12 protein-coding genes are annotated in these 13341 nt (G+C 61.3%); 9 read left to right on the top strand and 3 right to left on the bottom strand.

Translation table 11 applies throughout. The features are described 5' to 3' along the window. Positions 1-33 precede the first annotated feature (33 nt). The 5 genes from JF539_RS27220 to JF539_RS27200 all read left to right on the top strand — a co-directional run bounded on the left by JF539_RS27220 (position 34) and on the right by JF539_RS27200 (position 5139). Positions 34-624, top strand: a complete 591-nt coding sequence (locus JF539_RS27220) for a DnaJ domain-containing protein (protein WP_207144372.1) — start codon at positions 34-36, stop codon at positions 622-624. Between the two features lie 83 nt (positions 625-707). After that, entirely contained in the window at positions 708-1694 is a 987-nt protein-coding gene (gene cobS, locus JF539_RS27215; RefSeq protein ID WP_207144371.1) for a cobaltochelatase subunit CobS, read from the top strand. Between the two features lie 10 nt (positions 1695-1704). Next, the gene (gene cobT, locus JF539_RS27210) at positions 1705-3612 is read left to right on the top strand and encodes a cobaltochelatase subunit CobT (RefSeq protein WP_207144370.1); all 1908 of its coding nucleotides are present in this window, start codon (positions 1705-1707) and stop codon (positions 3610-3612) included. 16 nt (positions 3613-3628) lie between these two features. Next, complete coding sequence (locus tag JF539_RS27205) at positions 3629-4669, top strand: esterase-like activity of phytase family protein (RefSeq protein ID WP_207144369.1); 1041 nt, start codon at positions 3629-3631, stop codon at positions 4667-4669. A gap of 68 nt (positions 4670-4737) precedes the next feature. After that, complete coding sequence (locus tag JF539_RS27200) at positions 4738-5139, top strand: hypothetical protein (RefSeq protein ID WP_207144368.1); 402 nt, start codon at positions 4738-4740, stop codon at positions 5137-5139. A 48-nt stretch (positions 5140-5187) separates the two neighbouring features. Here JF539_RS27200 and JF539_RS27195 read toward each other — a convergent pair whose 3' ends face one another. Beyond that, on the bottom strand, positions 5188-6009 hold the full coding sequence (locus JF539_RS27195; protein ID WP_207144367.1) for an FkbM family methyltransferase: 822 nt from the start codon (positions 6007-6009) through the stop codon (positions 5188-5190). A 417-nt stretch (positions 6010-6426) separates the two neighbouring features. On the opposite strand from JF539_RS27195, the gene JF539_RS28090 reads away from it, so the two are divergent. After that, positions 6427-8118 carry a methyl-accepting chemotaxis protein gene (locus tag JF539_RS28090; protein ID WP_207144366.1) on the top strand — a complete coding sequence of 564 codons (1692 nt, stop codon included), beginning with the start codon at positions 6427-6429 and terminating at the stop codon, positions 8116-8118. Positions 8119-8267: 149 nt separating this feature from the next. On the opposite strand, the gene JF539_RS27185 is transcribed toward JF539_RS28090, so the two are convergent. After that, positions 8268-8954 (bottom strand): queuosine precursor transporter, encoded by a 687-nt coding sequence (locus JF539_RS27185; RefSeq protein WP_207144365.1) that lies wholly within the window; start codon positions 8952-8954, stop codon positions 8268-8270. Positions 8955-8970: 16 nt separating this feature from the next. Beyond that, positions 8971-9267: a 50S ribosomal protein L28 gene (rpmB, locus tag JF539_RS27180; protein WP_207144364.1), complete on the bottom strand. Its 297-nt coding sequence runs from the start codon at positions 9265-9267 to the stop codon at positions 8971-8973. Positions 9268-9610: 343 nt separating this feature from the next. On the opposite strand from rpmB, the gene JF539_RS27175 reads away from it, so the two are divergent. The 3 genes from JF539_RS27175 (at position 9611) to JF539_RS27165 (ending at position 13238) form a co-directional block, all read left to right on the top strand. Continuing rightward, positions 9611-10444: a DUF3108 domain-containing protein gene (locus JF539_RS27175; RefSeq protein WP_209017631.1), complete on the top strand. Its 834-nt coding sequence runs from the start codon at positions 9611-9613 to the stop codon at positions 10442-10444. Between the two features lie 264 nt (positions 10445-10708). After that, complete coding sequence (locus JF539_RS27170) at positions 10709-11665, top strand: acetyl-CoA carboxylase carboxyltransferase subunit alpha (RefSeq protein WP_207144363.1); 957 nt, start codon at positions 10709-10711, stop codon at positions 11663-11665. Between the two features lie 334 nt (positions 11666-11999). After that, the gene (locus tag JF539_RS27165; RefSeq protein WP_207144362.1) at positions 12000-13238 is read left to right on the top strand and encodes a L,D-transpeptidase family protein; all 1239 of its coding nucleotides are present in this window, start codon (positions 12000-12002) and stop codon (positions 13236-13238) included. The last annotated feature ends 103 nt before the right edge of the window (positions 13239-13341 follow it).

The following is a 13341-nucleotide window of genomic DNA, read 5'->3' as shown; positions in this document are numbered from 1 at the left end:
CCCGCTGGCCCAGGGAATTCGATATTCGGCAGGATGAAACTGGATTCAAAAATATTCGACAGCATCCGGGTCAAACCGGACAAGGAGCGGGTTGAGCAGGACCGGCATCCGGTTTGCGATTACCCCGGATGCAATCGGCCGGGCATGCACCGGGCGCCGAAGGGGCGCGACCGGGAGGGCGAGTATTTCAATTTCTGCGTCGACCATGTGCGGGAATACAACAAGTCTTACAATTACTTCGTGGGGATGGAGGACGATGACGTCCGGTCCTACCAGAAGGACAGCCTCACAGGGCACCGGCCGACCTGGAAGATGGGTGTGAACCGGCAGGCGGCGAACGGTCCGGACGGCTTCGACGCCCGTGCGAACATGCGCTCCAACGCGCAGCGGCGGAACGAGCAGGTGCGGCGTCCGCGGCAAAGAAAGCTTCTAACGCTTGAAAAACGGTCCCTGGATGTGCTCAATCTGCCTTACACGGCGCGTGGCGACGAAATCAAAGCGCGTTATAAGGAGCTTGTAAAATTGAACCATCCGGATGCCAATGGCGGCGACAGGTCTTCCGAAGACCGCCTGCGGGAAATCATTCAGGCCTATAACGTCCTGAAGAAAGCCGGATTTCTATAGAGTTCACACCCTGAGCGGATAGATCCCTGTCCGCAGTTTCCAAACGACCCTTCCCGGCAAAGCACCGGGATAGCGGAGGACTGATGACTGAGACGACGACCGCGGCCATGGCCATGCCGGACATTGAGATTTCCGTTGAAGAGGTGTTTGGCTTCAAGTCCAACCTCAAGGTTCCGGCCTTCTCGGCCCCGTCTGAGCATGTGCCGGAACGTGACGAGGACTATCTTTTCGACCGGGCGACCACCCTGGCGATCCTTGCGGGCTTCGCGCACAACCGGCGCGTGATGGTGACCGGCTATCACGGCACGGGCAAATCGACGCACATCGAGCAGGTGGCGGCGCGTCTCAACTGGCCCTGTATCCGCGTCAACCTGGACAGCCATATTTCGCGTATCGACCTTGTCGGCAAGGATGCCATCGTTCTCAAGGACGGCAAGCAGGTCACCGAATTCAAGGACGGTATCCTGCCCTGGGCCTATCAGCACAATGTCGCGCTGGTCTTCGACGAATATGACGCCGGCCGTCCGGACGTGATGTTCGTGATCCAGCGCATTCTCGAATCCTCCGGCCGCCTGACGCTTCTCGACCAGAGCCGGGTGATCCGTCCCCATGCCGCGTTCCGGCTGTTCGCGACCGCCAACACGGTCGGCCTCGGCGATACCTCCGGGCTTTATCACGGCACGCAGCAGATCAACCAGGCCCAGATGGACCGCTGGTCGATCGTCACCACGCTGAACTACCTGCCGCATGACAACGAGGTCGACATCGTCCTGGCCAAGGCGAAACACTTCCAGACCGACGAAGGCCGCAACACCGTTTCCAAGATGGTGCGGCTCGCGGACATGACCCGGAATGCCTTCGTCAATGGCGACCTGTCCACGGTGATGAGCCCGCGCACGGTCATCACCTGGGCCGAAAACGCCGATATTTTCGGCGATGTCGGCTTCTCGTTCCGCCTGACCTTCCTGAACAAATGCGACGACATGGAGCAGTCCCTCGTGGCTGAATTCTATCAGCGCTGTTTCGGGGAAGAGCTTCCGGAATCCGCCGTCAACGTCGTCATGAGCTGAGGGTCGAACCGTGGCGCGGCCGGGCAGCAATTCACTTCCGGGCAACAAGCCCGCTCCAACCACCGAACCGTTCAAGCAGTCGGTGACCGGAACCATGCGGGCCATATCCGGAGAGCCGGAGCTGGAGGTTGTCTTTTCCGGCGATCGCCCGGGCCTGTCCGGGCAATCGGCGCGCCTGCCGGAACCGCCGCGCAAGCTCTCACCGCGCGATGTGGCGGTCACGCGCGGGCTGTCTGATTCCATGGCTCTGCGCATTGCCTGCCACGACAAGGCGGTTCACGCCCGCAACATGCCCCAGGGCCCGGATGCCCGGGCCATTTTCGAAGCCGTGGAGCAGGCCCGCTGCGAGGCCGTCGGCGCCCGGAGAATGCAGGGCGTCGCTGACAATCTGGCGGTGATGCTCGACGACCGGTTCCGCAAGTCCGGCGCGCCGGATATCTCCAGCCGGGAGGAAGCGCCGCTTCAGGACGCGCTCTCGCTGATGGTGCGCGAGCGGCTGACCGGGTCCGAACCTCCGGAAAGCGCGAAGAAGCTCGTCGACATGTGGCGCGGCTGGATCGAGGACAAGGCCGGCGCCGACCTCGACAGGCTCGAGGCGGAGGTCGAGGACCAGACCCAGTTCGCGGAACGCCTGCGGGATGTCCTGAAATCCCTCGACATGGCCGACGAACTCGGCGACCACGACGAGGACACCGATCCGGAACAGAACGAGGATCAGGGCAACAACGACGAAGCGGAAGCCGGCGACGACAACGAAGAAGATGGTGGCGACCAGGAAGCCGCGCCTCAGGAAATGGAACTGTCCGGCGAGGAGCAGGACAGCGGCGATACGGAAGCCGCCGAGGCGGACATGGAGGATTTCGCCGATCAGGACATGGACGAGGAGTCCGAGGAGCCGGGCGACCGGCAGCGTCAGGATCTGCCTTTTTCCAACCGCCCGGAAACGGATTACCGGGTCTTCACTCTCCAGTTCGACGAGACGGTCACAGCGGAAGAGCTGTGCGATACGGCGGAGCTGGACCGGCTGCGCGGCTTTCTGGACAAGCAGCTCACCCATCTGCAGGGGGCGGTCGCACGGCTTGCCAACCGGTTGCAGCGCAAGCTGATGGCGCAGCAGAACCGCTCCTGGGATTTCGATCTCGAGGAAGGGCTTCTGGACACGGCCCGCCTCACCCGGGCGGTCACCGATCCGATGTCGCCGCTGGCCTTCAAGCAGGAACGCGACACGAATTTCCGCGACACCGTGGTAACGCTGCTGCTCGACAATTCCGGGTCCATGCGCGGCAGGCCGATCACGGTCGCCGCCACCTGTGCCGATATCCTGGCCCGCACGCTGGAGCGCTGCGGGGTGAAGGTGGAGATCCTCGGGTTCACCACCAAGGCCTGGAAAGGCGGTCAGTCGCGGGAGAGCTGGATTGGCGCAGGCAAACCGCCGACGCCGGGCCGCCTGAATGACCTGCGCCACATTATCTACAAGTCCGCCGACGCGCCGTGGCGGCGCGCGCGGCGCAATCTCGGCCTGATGATGCGCGAAGGGCTCCTGAAGGAAAACATCGACGGCGAGGCCCTGCTCTGGGCGCATGAGCGCCTGCTGGCGAGACCCGAGCAGCGGCGCATCCTGATGATGATCTCCGACGGTGCGCCTGTCGACGACACGACTCTGTCGGTCAACCCGGGCAATTATCTGGAACGGCATCTGCGCTACGTGATCGAGGAGATCGAGACCCGTTCGCCGGTGGAGCTGATCGCCATAGGCATCGGTCACGACGTGACCCGCTACTACCGTCGGGCCGTCACCATCGTGGATGCGGAGGAGCTCGCGGGCGCCATGACCGATCAGCTGGCCGATCTGTTCGACGACGAAGTGGTGCAACAGCCGTTCAATACGCGCGGTCGCCGCCGCGCGGCGCACAGGTGACGATAAGATCCTGACCGTGGGACGCTCTTTCCTTTGCAGCCGTCTCGGGCGATATCTTGCGGCCGTGATCGGCGCCATCGCCCTTTTCGTGTACCCGGTGAGCGCCTTAGCCGAAAGCATCCTTGCCGACGGCAAGACGGTCCGGGTCCGGACGAGACCGATCGAGACTTTCCGCATCGGCCATGACGACACGCGGTTCGGAAAGCTGACCTTTCTCGGCGGTCTGGAGCTTCTCGCCTCCGACCGGCAGGTGGGCGGCCTCTCCGGCCTGATCAGTCTTGAGGACGGCAACGGTTTTCTCGCCGTGACAGACAACGGGCATTGGGTCGCGGGCGACGTCGAGCAAACGACGGACGGAAAGCCGCTCGGAATTTCGAACCTCAGATACGCTCCGCTCCTGGGCGCCGACGGAAAAACGCTCAAGGCGCGCTGGGGGCACGATACCGAGGCCCTGACCCTGGCGGCGTCGGGCCTTTACGTGAGCGCGGAAAAAAGAAACACGGTCTACCGCTATCCCTGGCCTCTGAAAACCGGCACCGAGAGGATGAAGGGTGAACTGGCGCTGCCTAAGGACATTCGCGATCTGCCGCTCAACAAGGGCCTGGAATCCCTTGCGGCGGCGCCCGCCGGGGGGGCTCTGGCGGGCAAGCTGCTGGCGATTGCGGAGAGCGCGCCGAGCGATCTGCACGATCTGAGCGGTTTCATTCTTGGCCCCGATGGCACGGGCCGTTTCAGGATCCGCCGTCATGACCGGTTCGATGCGACCGACGCCGCGTTTCTGCCGGACGGAGACCTCCTCGTGATGGAGCGCCGCTTCAATCTGATGGACCTGATCGGCCTCCGCCTGCGCCGTTTCGAGGCGGCGGAAATCAAGGCCGGTGCGGTGCTTGAGGGCGAACTGCTTCTGGAGGCCGATTTCGGCTACCAGATCGACAACATGGAAGCGCTTGCCGTGCACCGGACGGAGGCCGGGGAGACGATCCTCACGCTTGTCTCCGACGACAACCGGTCCCTGATGCAGCGGACGCTTTTTTTGCGGTTTCGGTTGAATGAATAGGTAATTTCATTCATCCATGGATTGTGTTCAGGAAGGTGACCCGTATTTAAAAGTTTTTGAGGCATTACTTGTTCCCTAAACAATTCAATGATTGCATTTTCTTCGGTGCGGTTGCCTGCGTTCTGGCAGCCTGTCAGACGGCTGGAGGTAGCTCCAGCAGGTACGAAGTTCTGAAATCCCAAGGTTATAAAACCGGAAGCTTGACCCAAAGCGCTTCCGGATCGGCCGGGTGGTATTTATCAGGTGATGGAAAGCGGATTTTCTGCCAGGCAAGGGGTGGAGTTACCTATGTCGGCGAAACGGGGATGGTGATTCTTATTCCGACTTCCGGCCGAATGCTGAAAGTCGACCGCGAAGCCTATCATAAGCATCAGGGCGTCACCAAAACGGATGCAGCTCAGTTAAGCGATCTCAAGGCTGGCCGTCTCCGTCCGCGCGATGTCGGGCGCTGCACATTTGTGTCGAACTGAACGTATGGTCTTCTGCTGATCGACAAGGCTGCCGATCCACCGCACGCATCATGTGCTTGCCACCGCAAGCCGGGTTGCACCGGTCTCGTCGGGAGCGTCGGTTTCGGGCGCTTTAACCGCTCGTGTGTAAACATAGGTCGACCAGCCGATATTTTCCTCTCGCCGATAATTCAGCTCGCTCAGAAAATGGTCGACCTTGGGTAGGGCCAGTCCAACCGCTCTGACGACGATTGCCGGCGAGAATTTTTCAATCGTGTCGCGAGCTCCGGCCAGGGCCTCCAGCTCGAAACCATCAGCGTCGACCTTGATAAGATCCAGGGATTCGAGGTCGAGTTCGACGGAATCCAGGGGCAGCAACCGTATCGGGCCAGCCTCATCTTTTCGCAGACGTGTCGATGTGCCGGTTTTCCTGTTCGCCGGCAGGCAGCTGGCACGTCCCGGCTCCCCTGCAACGCCGAGATTGTGCAGCTTGACGCAGTCCTGGAGCTGATTGGCCTCAACGATCTTTTCCAGGAGCCGGAACCTGTTTTCGGAAGGTTCGAAAGCATGGATGCGCAGAGCCTCGCGTTCCACGCCCCAGTAAAGACTGTGGTTTCCGATGTTCGCGCCGATGTCCAGGATGACGGCTTCGTCCGGGACATAGCGGTCCAGCGTGCGCAGTTCGTCGAAGTCGAAATAGTTCTTCGACTTGAAAATTTCCCGCTGAATGGGATCGCGCCAGAAGCCCGGCAGGTAGAACATCGCCCCGCTGCCAACAACGAGCTCGGGTGGGTTCTCCCTGAAATACTGGCCGATAAGCGAAAGCTCCTCCCGCATTTCCAAGAACGGGTCGGAATTCATGATCAGGGCATTTATTAGGTTAGAAAACAACGCCGTTTCCAATCCAATATCTTGAAAGCCATTTGGCTTTCGCATGCGCTTGCCCTGTATCCGGTAATTCTAGACCTGTAAAATTTAAGGATATCTAACGGTTGGCGCTAAAGACTGAACTAAATGTTTTACAGGCTCAGTGCGGCACGCTTGAGTGGAAAGGAAACGCTCTGTTTCATCTGGCGGTGCACTGACGGTTTCCGGAAAACTGCTTGGCAAGACGGCGGGGCCTGTTCCAGGCGGGGAGGGATCTATCCGGTTGTCTTGCCAGACCCGACTTCTGCCGGGTCGATGGGTTCCCAAGTTAACAGTCTGTAAATGCAGGGTAATCTGCCTGAAATTGCAGCAGAAGAAACTACTATTTTTGCTTTAAATTTTTTGGAGCGGCCAACATTGTTGCACGCAAGGGGGTGATTCATGGCCGATTCTCTTGCAAGTCTTCTCAGGGTCGTCTCCGGCATAAGCCAGCGTTCCCTGGATCTTCTCGTCTATTGCGGGACCAGTTTCCGCGACCTGCGCCGGCAGATCGGGGAAATCCGGGCGCGGTCGGGCAATCTCTACCGCCTGTTCGAAGTTGCGGTGACGGAGATCAACGGCGCAACGGCTAAGGTCACGGACTGTTCCGCGCAGGCCGAGACGGATATCGGCGATATCAACCGGCAAACGGCGCAGAGCCTCGAGCAGCTTCGCAAGGAGATCGACGCCGCCTCTGTCAACACCCGCGATGTGTTGAAGGCGATCATCGATATCGCTCAGGAGACCCGCTTGCTCTCCCTCAACGCCCGGATCGAGGCGGCCCGCGCCGGCGAGGCCGGCCGCGGGTTTGCCGTAGTGGCGAACGAGGTCGGGCAGTTGGCCGACCGGAGCGCGGCGGCCGCGGAAGAGGCCAACAAACGTCTCGATCTGTCGGCGGTGTCCGACGCGCTGGTCGAGACATCCGAAACCCTGTCCAATCGCCTGTCGGACCTGGGCGGCGGTATGGGCGACAGTCTTGCCGATATCGCGGCTTCGATGGAAACCGTGCGTGGACAGATCGCCGAACTCGACCGGCATCAGCTGTTGCTTGGCGAAATGTTGCAGGAGAGCGATAGGGCGATCGTCCGGGTCGACAACAAGCTGTCCCGGCTGTCCGACCTCACGAAGGCAACCGCGCAGGCCTGCGACACGCCCGCAGCGGCTTTGACCGAGATGGCCCGACTGGGCCGGAAAAGGCATATCGCATTCGACGAGGAGTTCGATCTTCTCGAAGAGATCCGCAAGCGCAAGGTTCTCCGGGTCGGCATCGAGCCGTCCTTTGTCGGCCTGTCCTTTCGGCAGAAACCGGGTGGCCGGCTGGAGGGGCTCGATGTCGACTACGCGGAGGCTTTCGCGACATGGCTCGGGGTGCGCTGCGAGTTCGTCGAGCATCCATGGAGCGATCTGACCGAACTGCTGCATCTCGGGAGAAAGGACGAGGAAGCGCCGGTCGATGTCGTCTGGAGCGCGATGCCGCCGAGCCCCAGCTTTCATCGGGTGGCCTGGTCGGAGACCTATACCTGGCTCCCCTTCGTCCTCTGCCGCCGTGCCGGCGACAGCCGTATCGGGGGCTTGCGGGATCTCGAGGGATTGTCGGTCGGGGTGATCAACGATCCAGGGGCGTTCGATGTTCTGGAGGCTGCCGGTGTGCGCTGGGAGGACAACAGGGAAAAGCCCGGCGGTCACATCCGTCTGGCAAACCTGATCGCCTTCAACGACCAGAGCCGGCTTCACGACGCCCTGGTGGAAGGGGTCGTGGACGGCTTCTGCGTAGACCGGCCGATCTTCCACTGGGCCGCGACCGCGCCCGAGAGCCGTTGGCACGGCAAGATCGACGTGCTGCCGGGGAACCTGCACGGCCAGCCCTATTACTACGCCGCCGTGGTTTCCGCGGCCTCATCCAGTCTCGGCCTGCTCACCCGGATCAATCGCTTCATAGCCGAATTCGCTCGAAAGCCGGAACGGCGCGCCATTGAACTCAAGTGGCAGGGCGAAGAGGTTCTGGGGTCCATCGGGTATAGAGACGAAGAGGGTGGCCTGATCGGTGAAGCGGAGCTCCGCGCTCGTTTGCGACAGCTGGAAACGGCGGCCTAGAAGCAAGTCGCGTTGCAAAACCTTTCCAGTTAATCGCGACTGGCTCTACGACCGGCCACCATTCACAGGGCTCGTGTTCTTGCACCCAACATGAAAAAGGCGCCATGACGGCGCCTTTGTCTGGTGTGTCGGGCGTTTCTGCCCCGGTTTTACGCGGCCGAGCCGCTCGGCGCGGGCTGAAAGAGGCCGAGGACGATCCGGTAGGGCGCCAGCAGGGCCACAGCGACGAGCATTTTCACCAGGAAGTCCCCGGCGGCCAGGGAGATCCACAGCGGGGTCTGGACGTCGCCGCCAATGCCGAGGAAAGGCACCGGGAACGCGAGAGACCCGTCTTCCATGGCGAACAACACGTCGACGAAAGCGAAGCTCGCGGCAAAGGCGATGCCGAAGAACAGGACCGTGTCGATTGCCGAGCCGACCAGAGAAGATGTGATCGGTGCCTTCCACCAGGTCAGCTGGCGCAGCCGGTTGAATATCGTAACATCCAGAAGCTGGGCCACGAGAAAGGCCGTGCCAGAGGCAATCAGAATGCGCGGCGTTGTGAATGTCCCGTCGAGCGACCAGAAGATCAGGGGAATAACGATCGCCAGCAGAAAGCCGGACAGGACCACCTTGCGCGCCGCTTGAGGTCCGAAGCGGCGATTGGTGAGGTCGGTGACCAGAAAGGCGACCGGATAGGTGAAAGCGCCCCATGTCAGCGTGTCGGCGAGGTTGACGCCGCCGATCACGTGCTCGACAGGGAACTGGACGAGGTAGTTGGAGGCCACAACGACAAGCGCCATCGCGAGGATCGCGATGGCGTAATGGCCCACGGAGAAACTCCGGGTCTCTGACATTTTCTGCCCCTGAGGCTTAAGCGGCAGCGGCTTCGGCCTGCTTGCGCTTGATGCTGATTTTGATCTTGCGGGCGGCGTCGGAGAGCTGGTCGTCGGATGCCTTCATGAGGTAGGCGTCCAGACCGCCGCGATGCTCGACGGAGCGCAGCGCATGCGCGCTGACTTTCAGTTTGAAGGTCTCGCCCAGCGTGTCGCTGATCAGGGACACGTTGCACAGGTTCGGCAGGAACCGACGGCGGGACTTGTTGTTAGCGTGCGAGACGTTGTTACCCGTCATCACGTCTTTACCGGAGAGTTCGCAACGGCGTGCCATTTTATCACCTTTTGTTTTCGCGGCTGGGCCGTTACTGTTGGAACCCAGCAAGATCAAACCGGAACCGGCGCGGACCAGGGGTCCGGCGACAACGTCTCCGGCATTTCTCGGAAAAAGTTGCTCCGCTATACTGGCAGAGCGTGCGAACGTCAAGACACCTCGGACGGATTGGCGCGATTCGATGCTTTTATGGGAACAAGCGTCATCCGTTAACCACTGAGTTACCATAATTTAGAATGATTGATGGCGTTCAGCGGCGGTGATTTGTGCTACTGTTACCATACGGAATTTGAGGCGCGGGGGCGCATTTCTCTGCCGGCCTGGCAGTGCGGAGGTTTTAGAAGTGTTTGGTTTGACGTCTTTCGGGCGGCTGATCGCCCTGCCGATGCTCGCGAGCGCCCTGCTGATTTCACCGGCGGAGGCAAAGAAATCGAGTATCGGCGGCCTTTATTCAATCTCCGTCGCCGGCTTCAAGATCGGTCGGGGAACTCTTTCCCTGGTCATGCAAGGCAATGCCTATTCCGCGAAAGTGAATGTCGAACCGGCCGGGATCGGCACGCTTTTTTCCACCGGTAAGGGCGGCGCGGAGGCATCCGGCTGGCTGGTCGGCTCGAAGGTCGTGCCATCGAAATACCGAATGGCTTCCCACGCGGCCAATCTGGACTTCTTCGTAAACCTGAGCCAGGGGTCGGGGAGTATCCGCTCGATGGAGGTGGCGCCGCAGTTCAAGCCGAACCCAGAGCGCATCAAGGTCACCAAGAGCCATACGCGCAACGCCATCGATCCCTTGAGCGCGGCCGTCATGCCGGTGCGGCGGTCGAAGGACAGCCTGGGTCCGAAGGCCTGCTCCCGCAAGCTGCCGATCTTCGACGGCTGGACCCGTTTCGATATCAAGTTGAGCTATCAGGGGACCAAAGAGGTTTCCGGCCGCGGTTACGACGGTCCCGTGGTTGTCTGCAAGGCCCAATGGGTTCCGGTCGCCGGCCATCGGCCCTCCAAGGCTTCGGTCAAATACATGGCCAAGGCCAACATGGAGGTCTGGGTTGCACCCATGGGCCGCAACAATGTGCTGATCCCCTACCGTATCGCGGTCGATACCAAGAACGGCCGGCTACTCGTGGAAGCCTCCAAACTCAACATCGAGGGCGAAGGCAGCGACCAGGCCGCCCGCCGCTAGATCGGCGGACGTCGATTTGCCTCCGATCGAACACTCTCGGCCGGTCGTTGCTTCGGGATCGTTTCCGTCCGCCGGCAGCGGCCGTCGCGCCGCCGGTGTCCGTTTCAAATCCCCAAAGCCCCGAATAGCTGTACTTGCGCCGGTCAGCTACTCTTGTTACAGCGCTGCACAGTCTTACATCCGGACACGGGTCGTGTCTGGAGGCCCCAGGTTCGGAACGTCCGCGGTTTTGGCGGAACCGGCTTGTTTCAGGTGAGCGAGTACATGCACAGCTATTTGGAATTTGAGAAATCCGTCGCGGATATCGAAGGAAAAATCCAGGAACTCCGGGCGTTGGCCGAGGACGGAGAAGCTGTAAATGTCGACGACGAAATCGAGCGGCTGAAAACAAAATCGTCCCAGACCCTGCAGGAAATCTACGCCAAGCTGACGCCCTGGCAGAAGACGCTGGTCGCGCGCCACCCGGACCGGCCGCACGCCGTCGAATACGTCGCGGGCCTCATCGAGGACTTCACGCCGCTTGCCGGTGATCGGAAATTCGCCGAGGACCATGCGCTGATCGCCGGCATCGGCCGGTTCCGAGGTCAATCGGTCGCCGTTCTGGCCCAGGAAAAGGGCCACGACACGGAAACGCGCCTTAAGCACAATTTCGGCATGGTGCGTCCGGAAGGCTACCGCAAGGCGGTCCGGGTCATGGAAATGGCGGAGCGCTTCGCCCTGCCGCTGATCAGCTTTGTCGATACGTCCGGCGCCTACCCCGGCCGTGGCGCCGAAGAACGCGGCCAGTCGGAAGCGATTGCCCGCTCCACCGATGTCGGGCTCGGCCTTGGTATTCCGTCGGTTGCCGTGGTGATCGGCGAAGGCGGCTCCGGCGGCGCGATCGCGGTCGCGACCGCCAACAAGGTCCTGATGATGGAACATGCGATCTATTCCGTCATTTCGCCCGAGGGCGCGGCGTCCATCCTGTGGCGCGACAGCGCCAAGGCGCAGGATGCGGCAACGGCGCTCAAGATCACCGCCCAGGACCTGAAACAGCTTGGTGTCATCGATCTCATCGTCAACGAGCCTGTCGGCGGTGCGCATCGGGCGCGCGAGATCGTGATCGACAACGCGGGCAAGGCAATCGAGGCCGCTCTGAAGGATCTTGAGGGGCTGGCACCCGACGCGTTGCGCAAGCACCGCAGAGAAAAATTCGTCGCGATCGGCAGAAATCTCTCCTGATCCGGGCCGAAAGGCGGCGCTGATCCGGGATTTCCCCCAGTCTTCAGTAAGATGTGGCGATTGAGGCGGCATCTTCGCCATCGTGTGGCCAGAATTGGCCGTCATGTCAGTCCGGGTCGAAATGGCTTCTGTGCCGGGGCGTGCTGCGGTCTTGCCTTTCACCAGAATGTGCTTCGCGGTGACAAGACGGTTTCGGTAACCTATCGTCAACCATCATTCCCTAGCCTTGCGCGGGGGCGATACGCAGGATGGCGAGCAGTCCGCACAAGGTGCCCCGCTCTTGGAGCGCCCCGTTTCGGGTTTGCATCGGTTTCCGTTCAGTTGGGAAAGTAACATGGTCCTCCGGCGCTTCTTGCCAATGCCAACCGGGCTGAAAGCCGCGAAAATCGGCGCCGCGCTTCTTGCCGCGAGCTTCCTTGCCGCCTGCCAGGCGGATGAATTCGGCTATGGACCGAAACACCTGCGGCCGGTCAGTGCGTCAATCAAACGCAAAATGACCGATCTCAACATGAGCTCGACCTCTCCGATCATGATCCGGATCTTCAAGGAAGAGTCGGAACTGGAGGTCTGGAAGCAAACGCGCAGCGGCAAATACAAGCTCCTGGAAGAGTTCGAAATCTGCAAGTGGTCTGGCAAGCTCGGGCCGAAGTTCAAGGAAGGCGACCGGCAGGCCCCGGAAGGCTTTTACGAGATCACGCCGTCCCTGATGAACCCGAACTCGAGCTACCACCTGGCGTTCAATCTGGGCTATCCGAATTCCTACGACCGGTCCCATGGGCGCACCGGGTCCCACCTTATGGTGCACGGCGCCTGTTCCTCGCGCGGCTGCTATGCCATGACCGACGAACAGGTGCAGGACATCTACGCGATGGCGCGCGACAGCTTCAAGGGCGGTCAGCGCTCGTTTCAGGTCCAGGCCTTTCCGTTCAAGATGACCCCGGAGAATCTGGCCCGCCACCGCGACAGTCCTCACCTCGACTTCTGGAAAATGCTCAAGGTGGGCTACGATCACTTCGAGGTTACCCAGACGCCGCCGCAGGTCTCCGTCTGCGAGAAGAAATATGTCTTCGACGCGACCACGCTCGTTGCCGGGGTACCGTTCCGGGCGAGCGCGAAATGTCCGGATTACAAGGTCAGTCCGCGGATTGCTTCGGCGGTTTCCTCCAAGCAGCGCAAGGATAACGAGAAATTCCAGCAGTTGGCCGCCCGTTTCAATGCTCGCGAGGAACGCCAGCAGCGCTGGGAAGAGCGCTCCAACCGCATCGCCGAGGCTCTCGGCGGCGGCGACGGCCTGGCCGCCAAGGCCGAGACCACCGAAACCGCGTCTTCCGGTGCGGCACCGGCCGGGACTTCGCAGGAGCCCGCGGTCGAAACCGCGTCCACGCAGGGGCAGCCACCGCAAAGGCGTCCGGGCACTGCTGTCGAGACCGCTTATGCTGCCCAGGATCAGTCCGGCGGCAGCACCGTCGGCGGATTTTTCAAGCGCTGGGTTCCGTTCGGCACCAAGGCTTCCGAGGACGAGACGCTCGTCGGCCCGATCGAGACGGATGTCGTTCCCGCGGCCAAACCCTGAAGCCTTTCGGGTCGATTGCCCGGCCGGATTGCATCACGCAAGGATCCGGCGGGGTCAGTGTATTTGTCGCTTCGCCGTCCAGGATCGTTTGAACGGTCTTGGC

It is taken from the genome of Roseibium aggregatum (genome assembly GCF_017309185.1).
Lineage (GTDB): Bacteria > Pseudomonadota > Alphaproteobacteria > Rhizobiales > Stappiaceae > Roseibium > Roseibium aggregatum_B.
This window is presented reverse-complemented; position numbering and strand designations above follow the sequence as displayed.